At 74.3% G+C, this 25622-nt stretch carries 17 protein-coding genes; 7 read left to right on the forward strand and 10 right to left on the reverse strand.

Annotated features, from left to right (window positions below; all coding sequences use genetic code 11):
- The first annotated feature begins 76 nt into the window (after positions 1-76).
- Complete coding sequence (lgt, locus tag OHA37_RS29030; protein ID WP_266909509.1) at positions 77-1135, forward strand: prolipoprotein diacylglyceryl transferase; 1059 nt, start codon at positions 77-79, stop codon at positions 1133-1135.
- 133 nt (positions 1136-1268) lie between these two features.
- Here the strand turns inward: lgt and OHA37_RS29035 are convergent, their stop codons facing one another.
- From OHA37_RS29035 to OHA37_RS29065, 7 genes are all read right to left on the reverse strand, one after another.
- Positions 1269-2090, reverse strand: coding sequence for an HpcH/HpaI aldolase/citrate lyase family protein (locus OHA37_RS29035; protein WP_266909510.1), 822 nt, complete (start codon positions 2088-2090; stop codon positions 1269-1271).
- On the reverse strand, positions 2087-3262 hold the full coding sequence (locus OHA37_RS29040; protein ID WP_266913172.1) for a CaiB/BaiF CoA transferase family protein: 1176 nt from the start codon (positions 3260-3262) through the stop codon (positions 2087-2089). The genes OHA37_RS29035 and OHA37_RS29040 overlap by 4 nt, the downstream gene beginning before the upstream one ends.
- A gap of 98 nt (positions 3263-3360) precedes the next feature.
- A complete protein-coding gene (gene rbsK / locus OHA37_RS29045) occupies positions 3361-4266 on the reverse strand; it encodes a ribokinase (protein WP_266909511.1) in 906 nt (301 codons plus the stop codon).
- Positions 4263-5732: an ADP-ribosylglycohydrolase family protein gene (locus tag OHA37_RS29050; RefSeq protein ID WP_443046336.1), complete on the reverse strand. Its 1470-nt coding sequence runs from the start codon at positions 5730-5732 to the stop codon at positions 4263-4265. The genes rbsK and OHA37_RS29050 overlap by 4 nt, the downstream gene beginning before the upstream one ends.
- A 1217-nt stretch (positions 5733-6949) precedes the next feature.
- Positions 6950-8137: an ADP-ribosylglycohydrolase family protein gene (locus OHA37_RS29055; protein WP_266909513.1), complete on the reverse strand. Its 1188-nt coding sequence runs from the start codon at positions 8135-8137 to the stop codon at positions 6950-6952.
- Complete coding sequence (locus tag OHA37_RS29060) at positions 8134-9351, reverse strand: ADP-ribosylglycohydrolase family protein (RefSeq protein ID WP_266913174.1); 1218 nt, start codon at positions 9349-9351, stop codon at positions 8134-8136. Before OHA37_RS29060 ends, OHA37_RS29055 begins: the two co-directional genes overlap by 4 nt.
- Before the next feature lie 1169 nt (positions 9352-10520).
- Positions 10521-11507, reverse strand: a complete 987-nt coding sequence (locus OHA37_RS29065; protein WP_266909514.1) for an ADP-ribosylglycohydrolase family protein — start codon at positions 11505-11507, stop codon at positions 10521-10523.
- A 268-nt stretch (positions 11508-11775) separates the two neighbouring features.
- Between OHA37_RS29065 and OHA37_RS29070 the strand changes: the two genes are divergently transcribed.
- From OHA37_RS29070 to OHA37_RS29080, 3 genes are all read left to right on the forward strand, one after another.
- The gene (locus tag OHA37_RS29070; RefSeq protein ID WP_266909515.1) at positions 11776-12507 is read left to right on the forward strand and encodes a VIT1/CCC1 transporter family protein; all 732 of its coding nucleotides are present in this window, start codon (positions 11776-11778) and stop codon (positions 12505-12507) included.
- A gap of 375 nt (positions 12508-12882) precedes the next feature.
- Entirely contained in the window at positions 12883-17421 is a 4539-nt protein-coding gene (gene gltB, locus OHA37_RS29075; protein WP_266913176.1) for a glutamate synthase large subunit, read from the forward strand.
- Positions 17414-18874, forward strand: coding sequence for a glutamate synthase subunit beta (locus OHA37_RS29080; protein ID WP_266909516.1), 1461 nt, complete (start codon positions 17414-17416; stop codon positions 18872-18874). Before gltB ends, OHA37_RS29080 begins: the two co-directional genes overlap by 8 nt.
- A gap of 131 nt (positions 18875-19005) precedes the next feature.
- On the opposite strand, the gene OHA37_RS29085 is transcribed toward OHA37_RS29080, so the two are convergent.
- Together OHA37_RS29085 and OHA37_RS29090 are read right to left on the reverse strand one after the other, a co-directional pair.
- The gene (locus OHA37_RS29085; protein WP_266909517.1) at positions 19006-19788 is read right to left on the reverse strand and encodes a GntR family transcriptional regulator; all 783 of its coding nucleotides are present in this window, start codon (positions 19786-19788) and stop codon (positions 19006-19008) included.
- A complete protein-coding gene (locus OHA37_RS29090) occupies positions 19785-20333 on the reverse strand; it encodes a GntR family transcriptional regulator (RefSeq protein ID WP_266909518.1) in 549 nt (182 codons plus the stop codon). Before OHA37_RS29090 ends, OHA37_RS29085 begins: the two co-directional genes overlap by 4 nt.
- Before the next feature lie 149 nt (positions 20334-20482).
- On the opposite strand from OHA37_RS29090, the gene OHA37_RS29095 reads away from it, so the two are divergent.
- From OHA37_RS29095 to OHA37_RS29105, 3 genes are all read left to right on the forward strand, one after another.
- The gene (locus OHA37_RS29095) at positions 20483-20872 is read left to right on the forward strand and encodes an ATP-binding protein (protein ID WP_266909519.1); all 390 of its coding nucleotides are present in this window, start codon (positions 20483-20485) and stop codon (positions 20870-20872) included.
- A gap of 167 nt (positions 20873-21039) precedes the next feature.
- Positions 21040-23610 (forward strand): molybdopterin-dependent oxidoreductase, encoded by a 2571-nt coding sequence (locus OHA37_RS29100; RefSeq protein ID WP_328694422.1) that lies wholly within the window; start codon positions 21040-21042, stop codon positions 23608-23610.
- The gene (locus OHA37_RS29105) at positions 23607-24566 is read left to right on the forward strand and encodes an FAD binding domain-containing protein (protein WP_266909521.1); all 960 of its coding nucleotides are present in this window, start codon (positions 23607-23609) and stop codon (positions 24564-24566) included. Before OHA37_RS29100 ends, OHA37_RS29105 begins: the two co-directional genes overlap by 4 nt.
- A gap of 15 nt (positions 24567-24581) precedes the next feature.
- Here the strand turns inward: OHA37_RS29105 and OHA37_RS29110 are convergent, their stop codons facing one another.
- Positions 24582-25580: a GlxA family transcriptional regulator gene (locus OHA37_RS29110; protein ID WP_266909522.1), complete on the reverse strand. Its 999-nt coding sequence runs from the start codon at positions 25578-25580 to the stop codon at positions 24582-24584.
- Positions 25581-25622: the final 42 nt, after the last annotated feature.

The raw sequence follows: 25622 nt of genomic DNA on the forward strand, positions 1-25622 counted from the left end.
GCCGTCTCGATTCGGGAGCAGCTTGCCGGGCGGGTTGCGGTCCCCACCGTCCGGCAAGGTAGCGTCGGCTCTTGCCATGAACCTTGCCTTCATTCCCAGTCCGTCGACGGGCGTGCTCCATCTCGGGCCGATCCCGCTGCGCGGCTACGCGTTCTGCATCATCATCGGCGTCTTCGTCGCCGTCTGGCTCGGCAACAAGCGCTGGATCGCGCGCGGCGGTAAGCCGGGCACGGTCGCGGACATTGCCGTGTGGGCGGTGCCGTTCGGCCTGGTCGGCGGTCGCCTCTACCACGTGATCACCGACTACCAGCTCTACTTCGGCGAGGGCCGTGACTGGGTCGACGCCTTCAAGATCTGGGAGGGCGGCCTCGGCATCTGGGGCGCCATCGCGCTGGGCGCGGTCGGTGCCTGGATCGGCTGTCGCCGGCGGGGCATCCCGCTGCCGGCCTGGGCCGACGCCCTGGCTCCCGGCATCGCGCTGGCCCAGGCCTGCGGACGCTGGGGCAACTGGTTCAACCAGGAGCTGTACGGCCGCGCCACCGATCTGCCGTGGGCGGTGGAGATCACCGACGGCCCGAACCGGGTCGCCGGGACCTACCACCCGACCTTCCTCTACGAGTCCCTGTGGTGCGTCGGTGTCGCCCTGCTGGTGATCTGGGCCGACCGCCGCTTCAAGCTCGGACACGGGCGGGCGTTCGCGCTGTACGTCGCCGCGTACTGCGTGGGGCGCGGCTGGATCGAGTACATGCGGGTCGACGAGGCCCACCACATCCTCGGCCTGCGGCTCAACGTCTGGACCTCGATCGTCGTGTTCGTGCTCGCCGTGGTCTACCTGGTGCTGTCGGCGAAGCTGCGGCCGGGCCGCGAGGAGGTCGTCGAACCGGACGCTGACGCCGGCGCCGTGGCCGGCGCCAAGGACGGGGACACCCCGGCCGGGGACGGAGCAGCCGAGGGCGACGAGGCCAAGTCCGAGGCCAAGTCCGACGCCGAGGCCAAGGACAAGACCGAGGACGAGACCGGCGCCAAGGACGGGGACAAGCCCGCGGGTGAGGTCGCCGCCGAGGCCGGGGACGAAGTCGCCGCCGAGGGCGGAGCCGACGGCAAGGCCGAGGCCCCCGGGGCCAAGAAGCTCTGACCGGAGCAACGGTCGAACGGGAGGGGCGTCGCGCACACCGCGCGGCGCCCCTCCCGTTTCGCGTGCGCCGGGTGGCGCGGGGCCGCGCCGCCGGCGGGCCGGCGGGCCCCGTGCCCGGGGCGGGCGGCCACCGTCAGGACAGCACCGGTGCGTCGCGGCGGGACAGGGCCACGACCCGTTCCGCGCCCGCCAGCATCGCCGGGTCGACGAAGCGGCCGTCGGGGAGGGCCACCGCGCCCGGGGTGCGGCGGGCCGCGGCCACGATCTCCTCGGCGGCGCTGACCTCCGCCGGGCCGGGCAGGTAGGCCCGCTCGATCACCGGGAGCTGGCGCGGGTGGATCGCCGCGCGGCCCAGGAAGCCGAGGGCGCGGCCCCGGGCGCAGGAGGCCGCCAGTGCCTCCAGGTTCCGGATGTCGGGGAACACCGACTGGGCCGGCGGCGCCAGCCCGGCCGCGCGGGCCGCGACCACCACCCGGGAGCGCGGCCAGTCCAGGCCCGACTCCGCGGTGACGCCCAGGTCGGCCCGCAGGTCCGCCTCGCCCAGGGACAGGCCGCGCAGGGCGGGGTGCGCGCGGGCGATCTCGTAGGCCCGTTCCACGCCGATCGCCGATTCCAGCAGGGCGTACAGGGCCACCCCGGGGGTGCGGTCGGCGGTGGCGACGATCTGCTCCGGCGAGGAGATCTTCGGCAGCCGCAGTCCGGCGAGTCCCGGGAGCCCGCCCAGCGCGCTGAGGTCGGCGCCGCCCCAGGGGGAGTCCAGGGCGTTGACGCGGACGTGGACCGGTACCGGATGCCGGTCGCCGAGCCGTTCGGCGGTGGCGGCGCGGGCGTACTCCTTGCGGGAGGCCGACACCGCGTCCTCCAGGTCCACGATGACGGCGTCGGCCCCCGCGTGCAGGGCCTTCGACACCACCTCGGGGCGGTCGCCGGGTACGTAGAGCCAGGTCAGGATCACAGCGCCCCCTCCGTGCGGAGGGCGCTGACCTCGGCGGGGGAGAGGCCGATCTCGGCGAGGACGGCATCGGTGTCCGCGCCGTGCGGGCGGCCCGCCCAGCGGATCGAGCCCGGGGTCTGCGAGAGCCGGAACAGGACGTTCTGCATGCGGATCGGGCCCAGCTCCGGATCCTCGACCTCGGTGATGGTGTCCAGGGCCGCGTACTGCGGATCGGCCATGACGTCCCGTACGTCGTAGACCAGCGCGACCGCGGCCTGGGCCTCCTCGAAGGCGGCCGTCACCTCGTCCGCCTTGTGGCGGGCGATCCAGCCGCCGACCGCCTCGTCGAGCACGTCCGCGTGAGCGGCCCGGCCGGAACCCGACGCGAACCACGGCTCGGAGATCAGCTCCGGCCGGCCCACGAGCCGCATCACGCGCTCGGCGATGGACTGGGCGGAGGTGGAGACCGCCAGCCAGCGGCCGTCCAGACTGCGGTACGTGTTGCGGGGCGCGTTGTTGGTGGAGCGGTTTCCGGTGCGCGGCTGGACGTAGCCGAGCTGGTCGTACCAGAGCGGGTGCGGGCCCAGAACGGTCAGGATCGGTTCGATGATCGCCAGGTCCACCACCTGCCCGTGTCCGGTGCGGTCCCGCCCGGCGAGCGCCGCCATCACGGCGTACGCGGTGGTCAGCGCCGCGATCGAGTCCGCGAGCCCGAACGGCGGCAGGGTCGGCGGCCCCTCCGGCTCCCCGGTGATCGCCGCGAAGCCGCTCATCGCCTCCGCGAGGGTGCCGAAGCCGGGACGGTGGGCGTACGGGCCCTCCTGGCCGAAGGCCGTCACGCGGGTCAGGATCAGCCGCGGGTTCGCGGCGGACAGCTCGGGCCAGCCCAGACCCCAGCGCTCCAGGGTTCCGGGGCGGAAGTTCTCGATCACCACGTCGGCGGTGGCGACCAGGCGCAGCAGGGTGTCCCGGCCGCCGGGCCTGGACAGATCGAGGGTCATCGTCCGCTTGTTGCGGCCGAGCAGCTTCCACCAGAGGCCGATGCCGTCCTTGGCGGGACCGTGGCCGCGGGAGGGGTCGGGGCGGGTCGGGTGCTCGACCTTGACGACCTCGGCGCCGAAGTCGCCGAGGAGGGTGGCGGCGAGGGGACCGGCGAAGAGGGTGGCGAGATCGAGGACGCGGAGCCCGCGCAGGGGCGGGAGGGAGGGGGCGCCGGTGCCGGTTTCGGGTTCGGTTTCGGGGTCGGTCCCGGGCCCGGCCCCCGTCGCGGTGGTGTGCTGGCCGGTGGGGGTCACGAGGCGGCTCCGGAGCGGGCGAAGGTGTCGGTCTGGGAGCGGGTCGGCATCGAGTCCTGGGCGCCGGGGCGCTGTACGGACAGGGCGGCGGCTGCCGAGGCCCAGCTCAGGGCCTCGGGCATCGGCCGGCCCTCGCCCAGGGCCACGGCGAGCGCGCCGACGAAGGTGTCCCCGGCGGCGGTGGTGTCCACGGCCCGTACGCGCGGCGCGGGCACGGTCCGCGGCTCGCTGCCGCGGGCGGCGTACAGCACCCCGGCCGCGCCGAGGGTGACGACCACCTCCGGCACGTCCTGGAGCAGGGCCGCCGCGGCCAGGCGGACGTCGGTGAGCCCGGTGAGCGCGGCGGCCTCGTGCTCGTTGGGGACCAACAGGTCGGTGGCGGCGAGGAGTTCGGCGGGCAGCGGCTGGGCGGGGGCCGGGGTGAGGATGGTCCGGACACCGTGCGCGCGGGCGGCGAGCGCGCCGGCGAGCACGGCCTCCAGGGGCAGTTCGAGCTGGAGGAGCAGGGAGTCGGCGGCGCCGATGCGGGCGTCGTCGCCCGGTTCCAGGGAGGTGACGCGGGCGTTGGCGCCGGGGATGACGATGATGCTGTTGCCGCCCTCGTCGTCCACGGTGATGTGCGCGGTGCCGCTGGCGCCCTCGACGGTGCGCAGGGCCGCCGTCTCCACCCCTGCGCCGGCGAGCGCGGAGCGCAGCCGTACGCCGAACTCGTCGGCCCCGACCGCACCGATCATCACCACCTCCGCGCCGCAGCGGGCCGCGGCGACGGCCTGGTTGGCGCCCTTGCCGCCGGGAACGGTGCGGAACTCGCGGCCGGTGACGGTCTCCCCGAGGCGGGGGGCCTTGGAGACGTAGGCGACGAGGTCCATGTTGGTACTGCCGAGCACGGCGATGGCCGTCATGAGCGGGCTGCCTCCTGTGCGGTGAGGTGGGCGAGGGTGTCGAAGCCGATGCCGTCGAAGCCGGGGACGGTGGTGGCGAGGCGGTTCTTCAGCGGGGCGGTCCAGCGGTGCGGGATGGCGTCGGGGGAGCCGGCGATCAGTCCGGCGAGGGCGCCCGCGGTGGCGCCGTTGGAGTCGGTGTCCCAGCCGCCGGAGACGGCGCGGCAGACGGAGTGGGTGAAGTCCCCGTCGGCGTGGGTGAGGGCGGCGGCGATCACGGCGGTGTTGGGAACGGCGTGGACCCAGTGGTAGTGGCCGTAGCGGGCGTGGAGCAGGTCCACGACGGTATCGAAGTCGGCGGCGGTGGCGTGCGCGTCGCAGGCCGTCCGGATCCCGAAGCGGACGGCCTCGGCGAGGCGGGAGCGGGGCGGTACGACGGCCAGGCCGGCCCGGAGCGCGGTGTGCACGTCGGCCCGGCCGGTGGCCGCGGTGGCGGTGGCGGCGGCCACGAACGTGGCGGCGTGGACGCCGTTGCCGGTGTGGGTGAGGGCGGCGTCCCGGTACGCCTGGGCCGCGGCGGCGGCCGGGGCGCCCGGGTTGGTCCAGCCGTGGACGTCGGCGCGGATCAGGGCGCCGATCCATTCGCGGAAGGGGTTGTGGTGGGTGGCGGTCGCCGGGGGCTCCAGCCCCTGGAGGAGATTGCGGTACGCGACCCGCTCGGCCGTGAACGTACGGCCGGCCGGGAGCTCGTCGAGCCACAGCCGGCCGACGTCGGCGGTGGTGAAGCCCTTGCCGTGGCGCTGGAGGAGGAGCAGCCCGAGGAGGGGGTAGTTGAGGTCGTCGTCCTCGGGGGTGCCGTCGATGTTCTCGGCGAGGGAGGTGGGTGCGGAGCGGCGGTTCCAGGGGTGGGCGGCGAGTACCTCCGGTGGTACGCCGCGTTCGGTGAACCAGTCGGCCAGGGGCCAGTTTCCGGCGGCCCGGGCCAGGGTGCGGATCCCGTGCAGGGGGAGCTTCTCCACGGGCTTGCCGAGGACGCAGCCGACGGCGCGGCCGAGCCATGCGGCCTCCAGCCGCCGCCGCAGGGCGGTGTCCTGGGCGGCCGGTCCCGGCCGGGCCCCTGCGAAGCCGGCGCCGGGTCGGGACCCGGGTCGGGACCCGGGTCGGGCCTCGGGTCGGGCCTCGGGTGTGGCCTCGGGGCCGGGCCCGGGGGCAGGCGTGGCCTTGGGTCCGGCCTCGGCGCTGGGGCCGCTCTCGGCGCTGGGGCCGCTCTCGGCCCTGGGTCCGGCCTCGGCCCTGGGTCCGGCCTCGGCCCTGGGTCCGGCCTCGGCGCTGGGTCCGGCCTCGGCGCTGGGTCCGGCCTCGGCGCTGGGTCCGGCCTCGGCGCTGGGTCCGGCCTCGGCGCTGGGTCCGGCCTCGGCCCTGGGTCCGGCCTCGGCCCTGGGTCCGCTCTCGGCCTGGGGCACGGTCCGGGACCCGGCCCCGGGCATGGACTCTGCCTTGGGCACGGACTCCGTCTCAGGCGCGGTGCCGGTCCTGGCCTCAGGCGCGGGTCCGGTCCCGGCCCCGGCCTCAGGCGCGGGTCCGGCCTCAGGTACGGACTTGGGTGCGGCCCCGGTCTGTGGCACGGCCTCGGCTCCGGCTCTGGGCGCGGCCCCGGCCCCGGCCCCGGCCTCGGCCTCGGCCTCGGGTTCTGGGCGGTGGGGCGGGGTGAGGGAGGGTTCCCCCGCCCCGCCCCTTCCCGAAACCAGGGGCAGGCCCCTGGACCCCGGGTCACCGGAGCCGTCTCCACCTGGTTCGGGGGGTGAGGGGAGGGCCGCCAGGGCCGTCAGGAGGTCGGTGGCCAGGGCTCGGAGTTCCGGCGGGGCCGGGGTGGGGGAGGCGCCCGCCCGGGCCGGCGCGAGGTGGCCGCCCGCCGCCAGCCAGACGCGCAGCAGCGGCTCCGCAGCCTCTCCGCGGCCGTCCTCGGCGGCCTGCCGGAACTCGTGGCCGACCAGATCCTCGGGCTGCACCCAGGTGAGCCGGACGGGCCCGCCGGGCCCGGATCCGGGTGGCGGGGCCGTTCCGCCGCTCTGGGGGGACCGTCCGGGTCCGGGGACGGGGCCCGTCTCGTCGTTCGGGGCGGGCCGTCCGGGTCCGGGGGTGGGGGCCGTTTCACCGTTCGGGGCGGGCCGACCCGGTCCGGGGGTGGGGCTCGTCCGGTCGTTCGGGGCGGGCCGGTCCGGTCCGGGGGTGGGGGCCGGTACGCCGTTAGGGGCGGGCGGACCCGGGGGCACGGGGTCCAGGGGCTCGCCCCTGGTTTCGGGAAGGGGCGGGGTGGGGGAATTCCCGCCCCCGGCCCCGCCCCCGGCCCGGCCCGGGTCGGAGGCGGGCGCAGGCGGGGCCGAGCCGGGCGTCCCTGCTCCCGTGGCTCCGTGGTGGCCCAGGCCCGGGGCCGGGCCCGAGGGCGGGGAGGTGGGTGTTGGCGGGGCCGCGGGTGTGGCCTGGGTTGGGGAAGGCGGCCGGGGTGCGTGGGTGCTCGGGTCCCCGTGCGGGGGTGGGGAGGTGGGTGTTGGCGGGGCCGCGAGTGTGGCCTGGGTTGGGGAAGGCGGCCGGGGTGCGTGGGTGCTCGGGTCCCCGGGCGGGGGCGGGGGCGGGGAGGTGGGCGTTGGCGGGGCCGTCGGTGTGGCCCGGGCGGGGGAGGGGGGCGGCGCCGGCCAAGTGGGGGTCATCGGGGGGCCGTCAGGGTGGCGAAGGCGGCCTCGTGGGTGCGGCGGCGGGAGTGGTCGCGGGTGAAGATCTCCCGGGTCACCGAGGCCAGAGCCGACGCCGGGGCGCGCAGGTCCAGGCGGCTGGCCTCCGCGACCCGGTCCGCCCAGGCGGGCGGGACCGCGGCCCCGCCCGACAGGGCGCCCGCGATCGCACCGGCCATGGTCGCGATGGAGTCGCAGTCCCGGCCGTAGTTGACCGCGCCGAGCACGGAGGTCTCGTAGCAGCCGTCGGCGACGAGCAGCATGCCGAGCGCCACCGGGAGTTCCTCGATGGAGTGCAGGCGCGAGGGGCGCCGTGCGCCCAGGGAGGGGGCGCGGTAGTCCGGGCCGACCGAGTCGTACGGGGCGACCGCCGCCCGCAGGGGGGCCAGCGCCGACTCGAAGTCCCGGTGGCGGGCGGCGACTTCGCACACCGCCGCGATGGCCGCGCGGGTGCCGTCCTTGGCCAGGGAAAGGGCCGTTTCGACCACCGAGGCCGCCGTCGCACCCGGCACGCAGGCCGCCGCCACCGCCGCCGCGAACACGCCCGCCGCCTCCCGCCCGTACGAGGACTGGTGCGCGCCCGTGACGTCCAGCGCCTCCGCGTACGCCCCGGCCGGATTGCCCGCGTTGACGAGCCCGACCGGCGCCATGTACATCGCCGCGCCGCAGTTGACGATGTTGCCGTTGCCCGCCTCCCGCGGGTCCGCGTGGGCGTAGTGCAGCCGGGTCACGATCCACTTCTCGGCGAGGAAGATCCGCTGGAGGGGGAGGGCGTCCGCCTCCAGTTCCGGGATCCAGCGGGGGACCGTCATCAGGTCCGGCACCAGGTGCTCGGCGATCGCGTACGCGTCCAGGTGGTCCCGTACGGCCTCGTAGACCCGTACCAGCGCGTGCGTCATCAGGGTGTCGTCGGTGACGTGGCCGTCGCCCTTGTGGTACGGCGCGATCGGGCGGGCGGTGCGCCAGTCCTCGTGCCACGGGCCGACGATGCCGCGCACCCGGCCGCCGTGCCGCTCCACGATCTGTTCCGGGGTCCAGCCCTCCACCGGGCCGCCCAGCGCGTCGCCGACGGCCGCGCCGACGAGGGCGCCGGTGATCCGGTCGTCCAGGGAGGGGGAGGTGGGGGTCGAGGTGCTCTGGGGGAAGGGGGTCAGGGTCGTCATGTCCGGGGCTTTCCTTGGGGCTTGGGTGAGGTGAGTTCCGTACGGGTGAGCAGTGCGGCCAGTTCGACGAGGTCGGTGCCCGCCAGGCGGGGGAGGGCGCAGCCGGAGAGGGTGCGGCACGCTTCGCGCCAGGCGGCGGGGAGCGAGTCGCCGCCGCCGAGGGCGCCGGTCAGCGCGCCGGCGAGGGCGGGGGCGGAGTCCGCGACGCGCGACAGGCAGGCGGCGGCCGGGACCGCCTCGCCGACCCGGCCGCGGGCGGCGGTGGCGAGGGCGAGGGCCACGGGGACGGTTTCCGCGGCGGCGATCCCGTAGCTGTAGACGTGGTCGACGATCTGGTGCTCCAGGAGCGGGACGATGGCGAAGGCCCCGCCGGTCGCGGCCGTCTCGGCGCGGGCGAGTTTCACCGCGTGCCGGGCGTTGCGGCCGATCTCGGTGGACTCCGGCAGCTGCGCGAGGGCGGCGTCGACGGCGGCGTCGGTGTCGGAGGCGGTGCAGGTTCCGGTGCTCGCGAGGGCGGTGGCGATGGCGGCGGCCATGGCGCGGGCGCCGTGGACCCCGTCGCCGTCCTGGGTGTAGCGGGCGTCGAACTCGGCGAGGTCCGCGGCGGCCTCGGGGTCCCCGGGATGGACGACGGCCAGGACGCAGGCCCGGATGCAGGCGGCGTCGTCGAAGTAGTGCGGGTTGTCGTGGCCGGTGGCGGGCGGGCGCAGGCCGGCGGCGAGGTTGCCGAGGCCGGCGCGGACGGAGATCCGGGCGCGCAGGGGCAGGACGGCGGACTCGACCTCGGGCGCGCGTTCCGCCGCCGCGGCGACCTCGCTGGCCAGGGCGTTCCAGGCCAGGTCGATGGCGGCGCGCATGCGGCGGGACCGGGAGAGGTCGCTGAGCAGCACGCCGGCGGCGGTGAGGACGGACTCGGCGGCGAAGGCGGCCCACTCGGCGTCGTCGGAGGGGCCGAGGCGCAGCGGCTCCGGGGGCTGGTTGAGGGCGATGGGGACGGGGAGGGTGGTGGTGGCGTTCTGCTCGGCGAAGGTGTCGAGCTCGCGGGTGAGGCGGCGGGTCCACTCGGGCATGCGGCTGGCCCGGTGGCGGGCGGCGGGCCACCCGGCGGCGTCGCCCGCGGCGAGCCCGAGCAGCAGCCCCTCGATCCGGCGGGGCCCTTCGGGGGCGGGCCCGGGGGCCGGCGCGGTACGGGGCTCGGCGGTGGCGGTGGCGATGGCCGTGGCCGTGGCCGTGGCCGTACGGGGCTGCGCGTCCCGCGGCGCGGGTCCCGGCGGGGACGTGTGGGGCGGGGCGTCGGCGGGTCCTGACGGGGCGGTGAGCGGGCCGCCCGTGACCTCCGCCGGGGCGGTGCGGGCCGCGGGGCCGGGGTTGGTCCAGGCCCCTGGCGGGGCGCTGCGGGCCGCCGTGCGGGGCGGGGTGCCGTCCGGGCCCGGCGTGGCTTCCGCCGGGGCGGTGCCGGGCCGCGCGGTCCCGCTCGCGGCGCCGGTCGCCGGGGCGTCCCGGCCGGAGGCGGTCCCCTTCCGGGGCGGGGTGTCGCCCCCGGTTCCCCGGCCGGGCGCGTCCACCACCACCGCGCCGGCGGTACGGGGCTGCGTGCGAGGCGGGGCGTCGTGCCCGGTGGGGGCCGGCTCCGGGGCGGGGGGACTCTCCCCGTACCCGCCCCTTCCCGAAACCGGGGGCAGGCCCCCGGGCCCCCGGACCGGCGCCGGTGCCTCCGCCGGCCCGGGGGCGGCGGTCGCGGCGCGGAGGAACCCGGGCACCGGCGTACCGGCGATCCCCGGGCCCCGGGCGGGCTCGGGGCGACCGCCCGCGGGGGCGACGGCCCCGCCCGCCTCCCGGCCGTCGGCGGGCCGGGTCGGGGTGTCGTCCTCCGGGGTCCGCTCGGTTCGGGCGTCGGCCCGAGCGGCGTCCTGGCGGGTGGCCGGCCCGGTCGGGGTGTCGCCCTCCCGGGTCCGAGCGGCCTCCCGGTCGTCGGCCGGCCTGGTCAGGGTGTCGTCCTCCGGGGTCCGCTCGGTCCGGGCGTCGGGCTGAGCGGCCTCCCGGTCGTCGGCCGGCCGGGTCAGGGTGTCGTCCCCCGGGGTCCGCTCAGACCGGGCGTCGGGCCGCGCGGCGTCCTGGCGGGTGGCCGGCCCGGTCGGGGTGTCGCCCTCCGGGGTCCGAGCGGCCTCCCGGGCGTCGGCCCGAGCGGCCTCCCGGCCGTCGGCCCGAGCGGCCTCCCGGCCGTCGGCCGGCCGGGTCAGGGTGCCGTCCTCCGGGGCCCGCTCAGACCGGGCGTCGGCCCGCGCGGCGTCCTGGCGGGTGGCCTTCTCGGGTGCGGTGTCGTGTGGGGGAGGCGGGTTGGTGGGAAGCGGGGTGGTGGGGGGCGGGGTGGTCGGAGTCAGGGTCATCGGGGGGTCTCGGTTTCCGGGGTGAGGAGGTCCGCGATGTCCAGGACGTGGTAGCCGCGCATCGAGGGGAGGCAGCTTCCGCGGACCGGGCCGATCACCGAGGACCAGGCGGCCGGGATGGCGGGGGCGCCGGACATGGCGCCGGCGAGCGCGCCCGCCACGGCCGCCGTGGTGTCCGCGTCGCGGCCCATGTTGACCGCCATGAGGACCGAGGAGGCGAAGTCGCCGCCGCACGCGGCGAACGCGCCGAAGGCGAGGCCGACCGCCTCGGGGGCCAGGTCCGTCCAGGGGTAGCCGCCGATGACCACCGCCGAGCGGACCGCCCGCTCGCCGCGCGGGGCGGCCGTCACGGCCCGGCGCAGGGAGCGGGCCGTCCAGGAGTCGGAGGGGATGACGGAGAGGGCCGCCGAGATGACGGAGGCCGCGGAGCCCCCGGCCATCGCCGCGGCGACCCCGGCCGCGACGGCCTGGCCGCCGTAGATGCCCTCGCCGTCGTGGCTGACGCAGCCGTCGATGGCGACGAGCCGGGCGGCTTCGGCCGGGCGGCCCGCCGCGAAGACGCCGAAGGGGGCCGCCCGCATGGCCAGACCGTCCGACCAGGCGTGCCGGTGCTGGGCGGAGATGGGGGCCGCCAGCCCCCGGCGGAGGTTCTCCAGGGTGCCGCGTTCCGAGAAGCCCGCACCGCGGAACGGGCCTTCGTCCAGGTCCGCGATCCAGTGGTGCCACGCCCGTTCGACGTGGGCGACCGTCAGCGCCGACCCGTGTCGGGCCAGCAGCAGGCCCGAGAAGATCGCGTACTCCGTATCGTCCGTGCCCGCCGGGTCGTCCGAGACGAAGCCCTCGATCCGGCCCCACTTCGCCCGGATCTCCGAGGGCTTCATGTTCTCCGCGGGGGCGCCCAGCGCGTCACCCACCGCGAGTCCGAGAAGAGCGCCCCGGGCCCGTTCGAGGAGGACCTGCGGATTGCATGCAATCAGCTCCATGGCGCGCCTCTCCACTTGATGGGACTCATATTGAGCCCTTGGGGGATTTGTGCCATGGCATGTGGTTTGTCGCTCGTCGCGAAACACCCGCCGCAGGTCCCCGTCACCCGGTCGCCGATCCCCAAAACCCCAGGTAAGTACGGCCTTCCTTGCTGGCGGGCGGCAAAAATCGTGCGTAGTTTCGAGGTGTTCAGGGGGAGTGGGTGTCCGCGCGTCGTCCATGGCACAGCTCTGTGCACCCACTCGTACAAAAGGGGAGATAGCCGGAATGTCCATCATCGATATCGAAGCGCCGCTTCACACCGCCCACCGCACCAACCACACCCACCGTGACGTCAACGGCGGATGGCTGCGCCCGGCGGTCTTCGGTGCGATGGACGGGCTCGTCTCCAACCTCGCGCTGATGACCGGTGTGGCCGGCGGCGCCGTCGCCCCGCACGTCATCGTCGTCACCGGCCTGGCCGGCCTCGCCGCCGGAGCCTTCTCCATGGCGGCGGGGGAGTACACCTCGGTCGCCTCGCAGCGCGAGCTCGTGCTCGCCGAACTGGACATAGAGCGCCAGCAGTTGCGCAAGCACCCCATCGACGAGATGGAGGAGCTGGCCGAGCTCTACGTCTCGCGCGGCGTCGAGCCGGCGCTGGCCCGCGAGGTGGCCATGCAGCTCTCCCGCGACCCGGAGCAGGCGCTGGAGATCCACGCCCGCGAGGAGCTCGGGATCGACCCGGACGACCTGCCGTCGCCGATGGTCGCCGCCGTGTCCTCCTTCGGATCGTTCGCGCTCGGCGCGCTCGTCCCGCTGCTGCCCTACCTGCTCGGCGCGACCGTCCTGTGGCCCGCGGTGCTCGCGGCCCTGGTGGGGCTCTTCGCCTGCGGCGCGGTGGTCTCCCGGGTCACGGCCCGCTCCTGGTGGTACAGCGGGCTGCGCCAGCTCGTCCTGGGTGGCGCGGCCGCGGGTGTGACGTACATCCTGGGAACCTGGATCGGTGGAGCCGTAGGCTGACCGTGCAGGGAGTGAGACACTATGCAGTAGGCAACATAAGTAGTCAGTTACTCGGCGGTTTCGATCCTGTGTCCGCCGGGCATCAGACCCTGGGCGCCGGGCAATGAGGCCCGCCCCGTACCGGGACCTTCGTCCCGTGTCCCGATGCCGGACACCTGCGAAAGTCCCCTCTTGTCTGCTCCGTGCAGTGTCCGCATGCTGGAATGACATATCCGCTTCGCGGGATTGTCGTCATCATGTAATCTGCACGAAATTTCGCAGAGGGCCAACGTCGTCCCTCGGCTATGCACATATGCCACGACGACGACGGGAGAGCCGATGCGTTCCGCATCCACGCACTCCGCGACCGGCCTCAGCAACACCGCCTGGTCGCCCATGGACGGTCGCCCCGCCCAGCAGGGCATGTACGACCCGCGCAACGAGCACGACGCCTGTGGCGTCGGCTTTGTGGCCAACCTCACCGGCGAGGCCAGCCACACGCTGGTCGAGCAGGCGCTGACCGTATTGCGGAACCTCGAGCACCGAGGCGCCACCGGATCCGAGCCCGACTCGGGCGACGGCGCCGGCATCCTCTCCCAGGTCCCGGACGCGTTCCTGCGCGACGTGGCCGGTTTCGACCTTCCCGAGGCCGGCGCGTACGCCGTCGGCATCGCCTTCCTCCCCGCCGACGGCACCGCACAGGCCGTCGCCGTGGAGCAGATCGAGGCCATCGCCGCCGAGGAGAACCTCACGGTTCTCGGCTGGCGCGAGGTTCCGGTCACCCCCGACCTGCTCGGCAACGGCGCCCGCGCCACCATGCCGGCCTTCTCGCAGCTGTTCGTCAGCAACGGGACCTCGGGCATCGAGCTGGACCGCAAGGCCTTCGTGCTGCGCAAGCGCGCCGAGCGCGAGGCCGGGGTCTACTTCCCGTCGCTCTCGGCCCGCACGATCGTCTACAAGGGCATGCTGACCACCGGCCAGCTGGAGCCCTTCTTCCCGGACCTCTCGGACCGCCGCTTCGCCTCCGCGATCGCCCTGGTCCACTCCCGGTTCTCGACGAACACCTTCCCGTCGTGGCCGCTGGCCCACCCGTACCGCTTCGTCGCGCACAACGGCGAGATCAACACGGTCAAGGGCAACCGGAACTGGATGCGGGCCCGCGAGTCCCAGCTGGCCTCCGGCCTCTTCGGCGAGGGTGCCCTGGAGCGGATCTTCCCGATCTGCACCCCGGACGCCTCCGACTCGGCCTCCTTCGACGAGGTCCTGGAGCTGCTCCACCTCGGCGGCCGGTCCCTCCCGCACAGCGTGCTGATGATGATCCCGGAGGCGTGGGAGAACCACACCTCCATGTCGCCGGCCCGCCGCGCGTTCTACAAGTACCACTCCACGCAGATGGAGCCGTGGGACGGCCCCGCCTGCGTCACCTTCACCGACGGCACCCAGGTCGGCGCGGTCCTCGACCGCAACGGTCTGCGCCCCGGCCGCTACTGGGTCACCGACGACGACTTCGTCGTGCTCTCCTCCGAGGTCGGCGTCCTGGACATCGACCCGGCCAAGGTCGTCCGCAAGGGCCGCCTGCAGCCCGGCAAGATGTTCCTCGTCGACACCGCCCAGAAGCGGATCATCGAAGACGACGAGATCAAGGACGCGCTGGCCGCCGAGCACCCGTACGCCGAATGGCTGGAGACGGGCGAGATCGAGCTGACGGACCTGCCCGAGCGTGAGCACATCGTGCACACCCACGCCTCGGTCACCCGCCGCCAGCAGACCTTCGGCTACACCGAGGAAGAGCTCCGCGTCATCCTCGCGCCGATGGCCCGCAGCGCCGGCGAGCCGCTCGGCTCCATGGGTACGGACTCCCCGATCGCGGCCCTGTCCGAGCGCCCCCGGCTGCTCTTCGACTACTTCACCCAGCTCTTCGCGCAGGTCACCAACCCGCCGCTGGACGCCATCCGCGAGGAGCTCGTCACCTCGCTGCTGTCCTCGCTCGGCCCGCAGGGCAACCTGCTGGAGCCGACCGCCGCGTCCTGCCGCAGCGTCACCCTGCCGTTCCCGGTGATCGACAACGACGAGCTGGCCAAGCTCATCCACGTCAACGCCGACGGCGACATGCCGGGCATGAAGGCCGCCACCCTCTCGGGCCTGTACCGGGTCTCGGGCGGCGGTGCGGCCCTGGCCGCCCGCATCGAGGAGATCCGCGGCGAGGTCGACGCGGCCATCGAGAACGGCGCGCACCTGATCGTCCTCTCGGACCGTCACTCCGACGCCGAGCACGCGCCGATCCCGTCGCTGCTGCTCACCTCGGCCGTGCACCACCACCTCATCGCCACCAAGCAGCGCACCCAGGTGGGCCTGCTGGTCGAGGCCGGCGACGTCCGCGAGGTCCACCACGTCGCGCTGCTCATCGGCTACGGCGCGGCCGCGGTCAACCCGTACCTCGCCATGGAGTCCGTCGAGGACCTCCTCGCCGCGGGCACCTTCCTGTCCGGCCTGGAGCCGGAGCAGGCCATCAAGAACCTGATCTACGCGCTCGGCAAGGGCGTCCTGAAGGTCATGTCCAAGATGGGCATCTCCACCGTCGCCTCCTACCGCGGCGCGCAGGTCTTCGAGGCCGTCGGCCTGAACGAGGAGTTCGTCGCGGCGTACTTCGCGGGCACCGCCACGAAGATCGGCGGCGCCGGCCTGGACGTCATCGCCAAGGAGGTGGCCGCGCGCCACACCAAGGCGTACCCGGCCTCCGGCATCGCGGCCACGCACCGCGCGCTGGAGATCGGCGGCGAGTACCAGTGGCGCCGCGAGGGCGAGCCGCACCTGTTCGACCCGGACACGGTCTTCCGCCTGCAGCACGCCACGCGCAACCGCCGGTACGACATCTTCAAGCAGTACACGGACCGGGTGAACGAGCAGTCCGAGCGCCTGATGACGCTCCGCGGGCTCTTCGGCTTCAAGTCCGAGCGCGAAGCCATCTCCATCGACGAGGTCGAGTCGGTCGCCGACATCGTCAAGCGCTTCTCCACCGGCGCCATGTCGTACGGCTCCATCTCCAAGGAGGCGCACGAGACCCTCGCCATCGCCATGAACCAGTTGGGCGCGAAGTCCAACACCGGTGAGGGCGGCGAGGACCCGGACCGCCTGTACGACCCGGCGCGCCGCTCCTCCATCAAGCAGGTCGCCTCCGGCCGCTTCGGTGTCACGAGCGAGTACCTGGTCAACGCGGACGACATCCAGATCAAGATGGCGCAGGGTGCCAAGCCCGGCGAGGGCGGCCAGCTGCCCGGCCACAAGGTCTACCCGTGGGTCGCCAAGACCCGGCACTCCACCCCGGGTGTCGGCCTGATCTCCCCGCCGCCGCACCACGACATCTACTCCATCGAGGACCTGGCTCAGCTGATCCACGACCTCAAGAACGCCAACCCGGTCGCCCGCATCCACGTGAAGCTGGTCTCCGAGGTCGGCGTGGGTACGGTCGCGGCCGGTGTCTCCAAGGCCCACGCGGACGTCGTGCTCATCTCCGGCCACGACGGCGGTACGGGCGCGTCCCCGCTCACCTCGCTGAAGCACGCGGGCGGTCCCTGGGAGCTCGGCCTCGCCGAGACCCAGCAGACCCTCCTGCTCAACGGGCTGCGCGACCGCATCGTGGTCCAGACGGACGGCCAGCTCAAGACCGGCCGCGACGTCATCATCGCCGCGCTGCTCGGCGCCGAGGAGTTCGGTTTCGCGACCGCGCCGCTCGTCGTCTCCGGCTGCGTCATGATGCGCGTCTGCCACCTGGACACCTGCCCGGTCGGCATCGCCACCCAGAACCCGGTCCTGCGCGACCGCTTCTCCGGCAAGCCCGAGTTCGTCGTCAACTTCTTCGAGTTCATCGCGGAGGAGGTGCGCGAGCTCCTCGCCGAGCTGGGCTTCCGCACGATCGAGGAGGCCGTCGGCCACGCCGAGCTCCTCGACACCAGCAAGGCCGTCACGCACTGGAAGGCGCAGGGTCTCGACCTGGAGCCGCTCTTCTACGTGCCGGAGCTGCCCGAGGGCGCGGTCCGCCACGCCCTGATCGAGCAGGACCACGGTCTGGAGAAGGCGCTCGACAACGAGCTCATCCGCCTCGCCGCGGACGCGCTGAACGCCGACTCGGCCGAGACCGCGCAGCCGGTCCGCGCCCAGGTCGCGATCCGCAACATCAACCGCACGGTCGGCACCATGCTCGGCCACGAGGTCACGAAGAAGTTCGGTGGCGCGGGCCTGCCCGACAACACCATCGACCTGACCTTCACCGGCTCCGCCGGCCAGTCCTTCGGCGCCTTCCTGCCCAGCGGTGTCACGCTGCGCCTCGAGGGCGACGCCAACGACTACGTCGGCAAGGGCCTCTCCGGCGGCCGCGTCGTGGTCCGCCCGGACCGCGGCGCCGACCACCTGGCCGAGTACTCGACCATCGCGGGCAACACGATCGGCTACGGCGCCACCGGCGGCGAGCTGTTCCTGCGCGGCCGCACCGGCGAGCGCTTCTGCGTCCGCAACTCCGGCGCCCTGGTCGTCTCGGAAGGCGTGGGCGACCACGGCTGCGAGTACATGACCGGCGGCACCGCGGTCGTCCTCGGCGAGACGGGCCGCAACTTCGCGGCGGGCATGTCGGGCGGCGTCGCGTACGTCATCGACCTCGACCCGAACAACGTCAACGTCGGCAACACGGGCGCGGTCGAAGCCCTCTCCGACACGGATGCCCAGTGGCTGCACGATGTGGTGCGCCGCCACGAGGAGGAGACCGGCTCGACCGTGGCCGCGAAGCTCCTGGCTGACTGGACCGCCTCGGCGGCCCGCTTCAGCAAGATCATCCCGACCACGTACAAGGCAGTGCTCGCCGCCAAGGACGCCGCTGAGCTCGCCGGACTCTCCGAGTCCGAGACCACGGAGAAGATGATGGAGGCGGCGACCAATGGCTGACCCGAAGGGCTTCCTCACCACCCCGCGCGAGACCGCCTGCACCCGTCCTGTGGCCGAGCGCCTCCAGGACTGGAACGAGGTCTACGTTCCGGGCTCGCTGCTGCCGATCATCAGCAAGCAGGCCGGCCGCTGCATGGACTGCGGCATCCCGTTCTGCCACAACGGCTGCCCCCTCGGGAACCTGATCCCCGAGTGGAACGACTTCGCGTACCGCGAGGACTGGACCGCCGCCTCCGAGCGGCTGCACGCGACGAACAACTTCCCGGAGTTCACCGGGCGGCTGTGCCCGGCGCCGTGCGAGTCCGCCTGCGTGCTCGGCATCAACCAGCCGGCCGTCACCATCAAGAACGTCGAAGTCTCGATCATCGACAAGGCGTGGGACAACGGCGACGTCACCCCGCAGGCGCCCGAGCGCCTGTCGGGCAAGACCGCCGCGGTCATCGGCTCCGGCCCGGCGGGTCTCGCCGCGGCCCAGCAGCTGACCCGGGCCGGCCACACCGTGGTGGTGTACGAGCGCGCCGACCGCATCGGCGGGCTGCTGCGCTACGGCATCCCCGAGTTCAAGATGGAGAAGGTGCACATCAACCGCCGCATCGAGCAGATGCGCGCGGAGGGCACCAAGTTCCGTACGGGCGTCGAGGTCGGCCGCGACGTCACCGCCACGGACCTGCGCAAGCGGTTCGACGCGGTCGTCATCGCGGCGGGCGCGACGATCTCCCGCGACCTCCCGGTCCCGGGCCGCGACCTGAACGGCATCCACTTCGCGATGGAGTACCTCCCCCTCGCGAACAAGGTCCAGGAGGGCGACTTCATGGCGCCCCCCATCACGGCCGAGGGCAAGCACGTGGTCGTCATCGGCGGCGGCGACACCGGCGCGGACTGCGTGGGCACCGCCCACCGCCAGGGCGCGGCCTCGGTCACGCAGCTGGAGATCATGCCGCGTCCCTCCGAGGACCGGCCGGCCGGCCAGCCCTGGCCGACCTTCCCCATGCTGTACAAGGTCACCTCTGCTCACGAGGAGGGCGGCGAGCGGATCTACTCCGTCTCCACCACCCACTTCGAGGGCGACGAGGACGGCAACGTCAAGGCCCTCCACCTCGTCGAGGTCGCCTTCGAGGACGGCAAGCTCGTCCAGAAGCCCGGCACCGAGCGCGTCCTCCCCGCGCAGCTGGTCACCCTGGCGATGGGCTTCACCGGCACCGACCAGGAGAACGGCCTCACGGCGCAGTTCGGCCTGGCGATGGACGCCCGCGGCAACATCGAGCGCGACGCCTCCTACGCGACCAACGTCGACGGCGTCTTCGTCGCCGGCGACGCCGGCCGCGGCCAGTCGCTGATCGTCTGGGCCATCGCGGAAGGCCGCTCGGCCGCCCGCGGCGTGGACCGCTTCCTGACCGGCACCAGCGCCCTCCCGTACCCGGTCAAGCCGACGGACCGCTCGATCACCGTGTAACACGCAGTACCTGCAGAACCCCTCCTCCGGGAGGACCCCTCATACGGTCCGTACAACGAAGTACGGCACTCGACACAACGCCCGCCACGTCCCCGACCAGGGGTGGCGGGCGTTGTGGCGTTCCGGGGTGGTCAGGCTTCGGGCGCGAACTCGTACTGGAGCTCGTACAGGTGGCCTGCCTTCACCATGACGGTGACCTCGATCGGCTGTCCCTCCGCGCCGTAAACCGCACGGAGGGTCCGCAGGACGGGGAGGTCGCCGGGTAGCCGTAGGGCGGTGTACTGCTCCTGCGTCGCGACGCGGGCGGAGAGCCGGTCCATGCTGTGGCGGGGTGGGAAGCCGAGTTCCGTCAGCAGGGTCGGAGTGCCGCCCCGGATCCGGCGGGGTTCCGCGAGGGCGGTGCCGCGCGCGAGGTCCGGCGGGTAGTACGAGCTCACCAGCTCGGCGGGTTCGCCCTCGATGGTGATCAGCTGGCGTCTGCACACGGCCGCACTGCCCTCGGGGAGGCCGAGAGCGGCGGCGACATCACCGACGACGGACACCTCTTCCACTGCCAGCAACGTGCTGTGTGCCGCGCGGGCCGGTTCCGATGCTTCGGTGAGCCATGGGTAGGACGCCCCATCCACGGCGGGCGTGAGGGAGCCTGAAGGGCGGACGGTCCGCTGCCGGGTGTCTCGTACGGTCACTGCCGCGCCCGCACGGCCCAGAGCCAGTCCCTCGTCCTTGAGGAGCCGGACGGCCTTCTGGATCGTTGCGTTGGAGGCGTCGAACCGGGATTTCAGCTGTGACGTCGAAGGCAGCTTCGATCCGGGTGCGAGGTCGCCGTTCATGATCTCGTCCCGCAGATCGGCGGCGATGCGGGCATGGAGCGGCCGGGGGTCGGGGCCTGCGGCTTCGGAACTGGACAGGGTCATGCGACCTCGATGTCGATCTCGTACCGCAACTGCTGGCGTCCGGCAGGCATGACCATCACGTCGGCCTGAATCGGCCGGCCCGCCGAGTCATAGGTGGTCCGGGCGAGTTGGAGGATCGGCTCGAACGGCCCGAGGCCCAGATGCTCCCGCTCCTCGGAGCCGGGCATCCGGGCCGTCACGTTCTCGACGGCCCGTACGCCGATGTGTCCCAGCGAGGCCAGCAGGGTCACCGCGCCGCCCCGGATCTTTGCCGTGCCGGCCAGAGGGGTGCCCGCGGCGATGTCGGCAGGGTAGTAGGTGTCGGTCAATTCGGTTGGCTCGCCGTCGAGTTCGATGATCCGGCGGCGGACGATGACGGATTCCCCGCTTGTGAGGTCGAGCATGCGGGCGACCTCGGCCGGGGTGTCGGCCGCGCCGGCGTGCAGGATGCGCTGCGCGCCGCGGCGGCCCGCTGCCTCAGCCTCGGCGGTCCAGGCATCGGAGTCCCCGTCGGGGCGAGGGGTCAGGTACGGCATCGACGTGCCGGTCCATCCGCTGCCGCTCACGGTGCCTCCCGAGTGTCCGTCGCTGTCTGCCGGTGCCCACGTTAAGCGACGCCTCCGCGCTATCCCAGCCTGCAAACCTTGCCGCTTTTCGCGAATAGCGATACGTTCTGTGAGGCCTTGGAAGCTCAGCGTTAAGGCGGTGGGGTGCTATGTCCTTGTCCCGGCAGCAGCGGTTCCCTCGGGCCCGTGCCTCGGTGCGCGCGGCCCGTCAGTTCGTGGGAGACACGCTTGGTGATTGGGGCGTGTCCGAGCGGCGCGACGACATACGGCTCTGTGTGTCCGAGCTCGCCACGAATGCCGTTCTGCACGGGGTCCCGCTGGGGCGGGAGTTCGCCGTGCGTCTGGAGTGGGCGGGCGGGATCGTGACGATCGAGGTGCGCGACAGCGGCCCGGGTCGCCCCGTCGTGGAACAGCCCGACCTCGGTGCCCGGAGCGGCCGGGGGTTGTGGTTGGTGGTCGAGCCTGCGGACGAGTTCCGGATCCGCGACGAACGGGTGGGCAAGGTGATCCGGGCCGGATTCAAGGTGGCCTCGGCGTGAGGTGAGTGACTGGGACACAGCGCCCGCCACGTCCCCGACCAGGGGTGGCGGGCGTTGTGGCGTTTCGGGGTGGGTGTGCCGAACTGCGGGGTGGGCCGTGGCGGGTTATCAAGGGGGTGAAGGCGAGCCCGGATGGTGTGGGGGTCGTCGCCCCCCACGGTTGAGGAGTGCGTCTCGTGGAGTTCGAGGTCAATGGCGTCCCGTGTGTGGTGGACGTGGACGATGATCCGGCTGCCGTGGAGGTGGTGCGGGAGCAGTTGGGGCTGACGGGGACCAAGCTGGTCTGCGCCGGCGGGGTCTGCGGGGCGTGCACGGTGCAGGTCGACGGCGAGCCGCGGGTGGCGTGTCTGACGCCGGCGGTGCGGCTGGCCGGGAGGCGGGTGACGACGGTGGAGGGGCTGGCCGGTCACCCGGTCGGGCGTGCCTTCGCCGGTGAGGACGCGCTCCAGTGCGGTTACTGCACGCCCGGGTTCGTGGTCGAGGCGGCCGCGTTCTTCGAGCGGTGGCGGGCCGCGCACGGGCGGAGCAGGCCGGGGCGGGAGGAGATCGCGGAGGCGCTGGCGGGGCACCTGTGCCGGTGCGGGGCGTACGAGGGGATCTTCAGTGCCGTGGCGGCGGCCTGTGCGGGGGACTACGACGGGGAGGTGCCGGCGCCGCCGCGCGCCGAGGCTCCCGAGAAGGTCGACGGGTCGGCCCGGTACACCACCGATCACCGGCCGGAGGGGCTGCTGGAGGGGGTGATCATCCGCTCGCCGCACGCGCACGCGTACGTACGGTCCCTGGAGGCGGGGGATCTGGCGCTGGTGCCGCTGCTGCCCCCCGACGGAGTGGTGCGGTACGTCGGGCAGCCCGTGGCGGCGGTCGCCGCGGCGGACCGGGCCTCGGCGCGGGCGGCCGCCGGGCGGGTCAAGGTGGAGTACGAGGTGCTGCCGGCCGCCCTCGACGTGAGCCGGGCCCGGGCCGGCGAGGGGCCGCTGGTCTACGAGGACAAGGCGTCGCGGAAGCTGGCGCCCGGGTCGGGGGAGGCTCCTCAGCTGACGCCCGCGCGCTGGCGCGGGAACCGGCGGGGACCCTCCGCCATGAGCAAGCGGCCCGCCACGGCCGTGCGCCGGATCACGGAGGCCCGTAAGAACAGCCCCGAGCGGGTGGTCGAGGGGCTGTTCACGACCGCCGCGCAAACCCACACCCCGCTCGAACCGCACGCCTGCCTGGCCCGCTGGGACGAAGGCACCCTCCACCTGGAGGTGTCCACGCAGTCGGTCAAGCAGGTGGCCGTACTCGCCGCCGAGCGCTTCGGCGTGCCCCTCGAACGGGTGGTGGCCCGGGCCGTCCACGTCGGCGGCGGCTTCGGCTGCAAGATGGGGCTGACCTCCGACGTGATCGCCGCGGCGGAACTGGCCCGGCTGCACGGCGCCCCCGTACGGGTGGTGCTGGACCGGGACGAGGAGCTCACCGACGGCGGGTACCGGCCCGGCACCCGGATCCGGCTGGCGATGGCCGCCGACGCCACCGGCGGGCTGAGCGCGCTGGCCATGGACGTGGACACCGACGGCGGGGTCTCGGTGGGCGGCACCGTCGCCGCGCTCGCCCGGTTCATGTACGGCAAGGCCCCGCGCCGGCTACGGGACTTCGACACCGTCACCCACCGGCCGCCGGGCGCGCCCTTCCGCGGCCCGGGCGGACCCACGATGTGCTGGGCCCTGGAACAGGCCGTCGACGAGATGGCCCACCGGCTGGGAGAGGATCCGATCGCCCTGCGGCGCCGCTGGGACGGCAACCCGAAGCGCCACGCGCTGTACGACCTGGCCTCCGCCCTCCCGGCCTGGGCGGGCACCCGCGGCGGCACCGGGCGCTTCCGCCGGGGCGTCGGCGTCGCGGCGGCCAACTGGCTGTACTTCCTCGACCCCGTCACCGAGGTCGAGCTCACCGTCGAGGACGGGATCGTCGTCGCCCGCTGCGCCGTGCAGGACATGGGCACGGGCTCGCGCACCGTACTGCGCCGCGCCGTCGCCGAAGGGCTCGGCGTACCGGAGGAGAGGGTGCGCGCCGAGGTCGGGCACAGCGACACCGTCCACGGCCCGACTTCCGGCGGCAGCCGCACCACGCCGTCGATCGTGCCCGCCGCCGCGGACGCCGCCGCACGGCTGCGCGAGGCGCTCGGCGGCGGTGACGGCGACGTGGCCTCCCGGCTGGGCATGGCGCACGGCGTACGGGTCACCGGCCGGCGCACCCGGGACCACCGGGGCTTCGTGACCCCCCTCAACCTGACCATGGGTGGCGTGGCGATCGGCCGCGGCTTTACCGGATCGGTGCAGGTCGCCGAGGTGGAGGTGGACACCCGGCTCGGCCGGATCCGCCCGCTGCGCGTGTGGAGCGGCATCGCCGCGGGCCGCATCCACGAGGAACGGCTCGCCCGCAGCCAGTGCGAGGGCGCTGTCGTCCAGGGCGTCGGCTACGCCCTGTTCGAGGAGCGGCGCACCGACCCGGCCACGGGGCGGGTGCTGACCGACAACCTGGAGGACTACCGCATCCCCGGCATCGGGGACACCCCCGAGATCACCGTCCACTTCCACCAGGAGGGCTTCGACCACGTCCCCGGCGGCGGAGTCGGCCTCGGGGAGATCTCCACCCTGCCCACCGCGGCCGCCCTGGCCAACGCGGTCCACGACGCCACCGGCTGGCGCCCGTACGACATGCCCATCCGCCCCGACCGCCTCCTGGAAGGACTGGGTACGTGAGCACCGAGCCCACCCTCACCGACCTCTCGGCCGCCGTCCTGGCGCGCGGCGGGGAGCTGCGCGCCGGCGGAACCGACACCACCGCCCGGCAGCGCTCCGGCATCGCCCCGGGCCCGTTCACCGACCTCGACGGTGCGGGCAGCCTGCGCGGCTGTACGCCACTGCCCGACGGCGGGCTGCGGATCGGCGCCCTGACCACGCTCGCCGAGCTGACCACCGACCCGCGGGTACGCTCCGGCTGGCCCGCCCTGGCGGTGTCGGCCGGGACCGCGGCGACCCCGCAGATCCGCGCCGCCGGCACGCTGGGCGGCAACCTGCTCCAGCGCAACCGCTGCTGGTACTACCGCAATCCGCACTTCAGCTGCCTCCAGAAGGGCGGCTCCGGCTGCCCCGCACGCGAGGGCGACCACCACTTCGGTGTGGTCAGCGGCGACGGCCCGTGCGTCGCCCCGCACCCGTCGACCCTCGCGATGGCCCTGCTCACCTACGACGCCGGGGTCGAGGTCCACGGCGAATCGCCGCGCGGCGTCGCCGAGTTGTACGGGGACGGCGACCGGCTCCACCAGGCCGACCACCTGCTGGCACCGGACCGCATCCTCACCGCGGTCCTGCTGCCGCCGCCCCTGCCGGGCGAACGCGCCGCCTGCCACCGGGCGACCAGCCGGGCCCACGGCGAATGGCCCCTGGTCGAGGCCACCGCCCGGCTCGCACTGGACGGCGCCACCGTCACGCACGCCGCCGTCGCGGCGGGCGGGGTGGCACGGGTTCCGCTGCGGCTGCCGGAGGTCGAGGCCGCCCTGATCGGCCGGGAAGCCACCCCCGAAGCCCTCGCGGCGGCGGCCGCGACGGTACTGGCCCGCTGCCGCCCACTACCGCAGACCGGGTACAAGACCACCCTGTTCCGCGACACCGTCCTGGAGGTGCTGGAGCGGGCCGCCGCCCCGACCCGGTCGTAGGGCCGAGCACCCGCCCTACGGCTGCCGGACCCGTGCCATGGTCCGGTAGGCGGTCGGGGTGAGGCCCGTGGAGCGGACCAGGTGGGTACGGAGGGAGTCCGCCGTGCCGAGGCCGCTCCGGGCGGCCACCTGGTCCACGGGGAGGACGGTCGTCTCCAGGATCTCGCGGGCCCGGTGCAGGCGTTGGTGCAGGAGCCACTGCAGGGGGCTGAGACCCGTCTCCGAGCGGAAGCGGCGGGTCAGGGTGCGCACGCTCAGGCCCGCGTGCCGGGCCAGGTCGGCCAGGGCGGTCGGTTCGTGCAGGCGGGCCAGGGCCCAGGCGCGGGTCGCGGCGAGGGAGGTGCCGCGGTCGGCCGGGAGCGGGGTCTCGATGAACTGGGCCTGACCGCCCGGCCGTACGGGGGCCGCGACCACCAGGCGGGCGGTGCCGTTCGCGACGGCGGCCCCGTAGTCGCAGCGCACCATGTGCAGGCACAGGTCGATCCCCGCGGAGAGCCCCGCCGAGGTCAGCACCCCGCCGTCCTCGACGAACAGCACGCCCGGCACGAGGTCGACCGCGGGGAAGCGCTCCCTGAACTCCTGCGACATGCTCCAGAAGGTCGTGGCGCGGCGGGAGCCGAGGAGACCGGCCTGGGCCAGGACGAACGCGCCGGTGCAGATGGACGCGATGCGCCGGCCCTGCGCGGCGGCGGTCCGCAAGGCGTCCAGTACGCGCGGGTCGGCGCTGACCCGGGCGCCCGTCCCCGTCACCATCACCGTGTCGGCCCGCTCGATCGCCTCCAGGCCGTGGCGCACGACGATGTCGATGCCGATCGCCGCGGCGACGACGCCGGGGGCGGGGGTGCAGACCGTCACCTCGTAGGCCGGGTCCTCCCCGATGCGCGTCGCGCCGAAGACCACCTCCGGGATCGACAGGTCGAAGGTGGTCACCGGGGGGACCGCGATGACCGTCACGCGATGCGGGCGGTGGGCCGCAGGGGCGGAAGCGGGACCGTGTGCGGGAGGAGTCGTCATGGCTCGAATCTCCGGACGGCTGGCATTCGGGCCACTACTGTA

Source organism: Streptomyces sp. NBC_00335 (assembly GCF_036127095.1).
GTDB lineage: Bacteria > Actinomycetota > Actinomycetes > Streptomycetales > Streptomycetaceae > Streptomyces.

Coding starts and splice junctions, on each gene's coding strand:
- OHA37_RS29110 (WP_266909522.1), bottom strand. CDS start 25,580: ATGACGACTCCTCCCGCACACGGTCCCGCTTCCGCCCCTGCGGCCCAC.
- OHA37_RS29070 (WP_266909515.1), top strand. CDS start 11,776: ATGTCCATCATCGATATCGAAGCGCCGCTTCACACCGCCCACCGCACC.
- gltB (WP_266913176.1), top strand. CDS start 12,883: ATGGACGGTCGCCCCGCCCAGCAGGGCATGTACGACCCGCGCAACGAG.
- OHA37_RS29065 (WP_266909514.1), bottom strand. CDS start 11,507: ATGGAGCTGATTGCATGCAATCCGCAGGTCCTCCTCGAACGGGCCCGG.
- OHA37_RS29080 (WP_266909516.1), top strand. CDS start 17,414: ATGGCTGACCCGAAGGGCTTCCTCACCACCCCGCGCGAGACCGCCTGC.
- rbsK (WP_266909511.1), bottom strand. CDS start 4,266: ATGACGGCCATCGCCGTGCTCGGCAGTACCAACATGGACCTCGTCGCC.
- OHA37_RS29095 (WP_266909519.1), top strand. CDS start 20,483: ATGTCCTTGTCCCGGCAGCAGCGGTTCCCTCGGGCCCGTGCCTCGGTG.
- OHA37_RS29050 (WP_443046336.1), bottom strand. CDS start 5,732: ATGCCCGGGGCCGGGTCCCGGACCGTGCCCCAGGCCGAGAGCGGACCC.
- OHA37_RS29085 (WP_266909517.1), bottom strand. CDS start 19,788: ATGACCCTGTCCAGTTCCGAAGCCGCAGGCCCCGACCCCCGGCCGCTC.
- OHA37_RS29055 (WP_266909513.1), bottom strand. CDS start 8,137: ATGACGACCCTGACCCCCTTCCCCCAGAGCACCTCGACCCCCACCTCC.
- lgt (WP_266909509.1), top strand. CDS start 77: ATGAACCTTGCCTTCATTCCCAGTCCGTCGACGGGCGTGCTCCATCTC.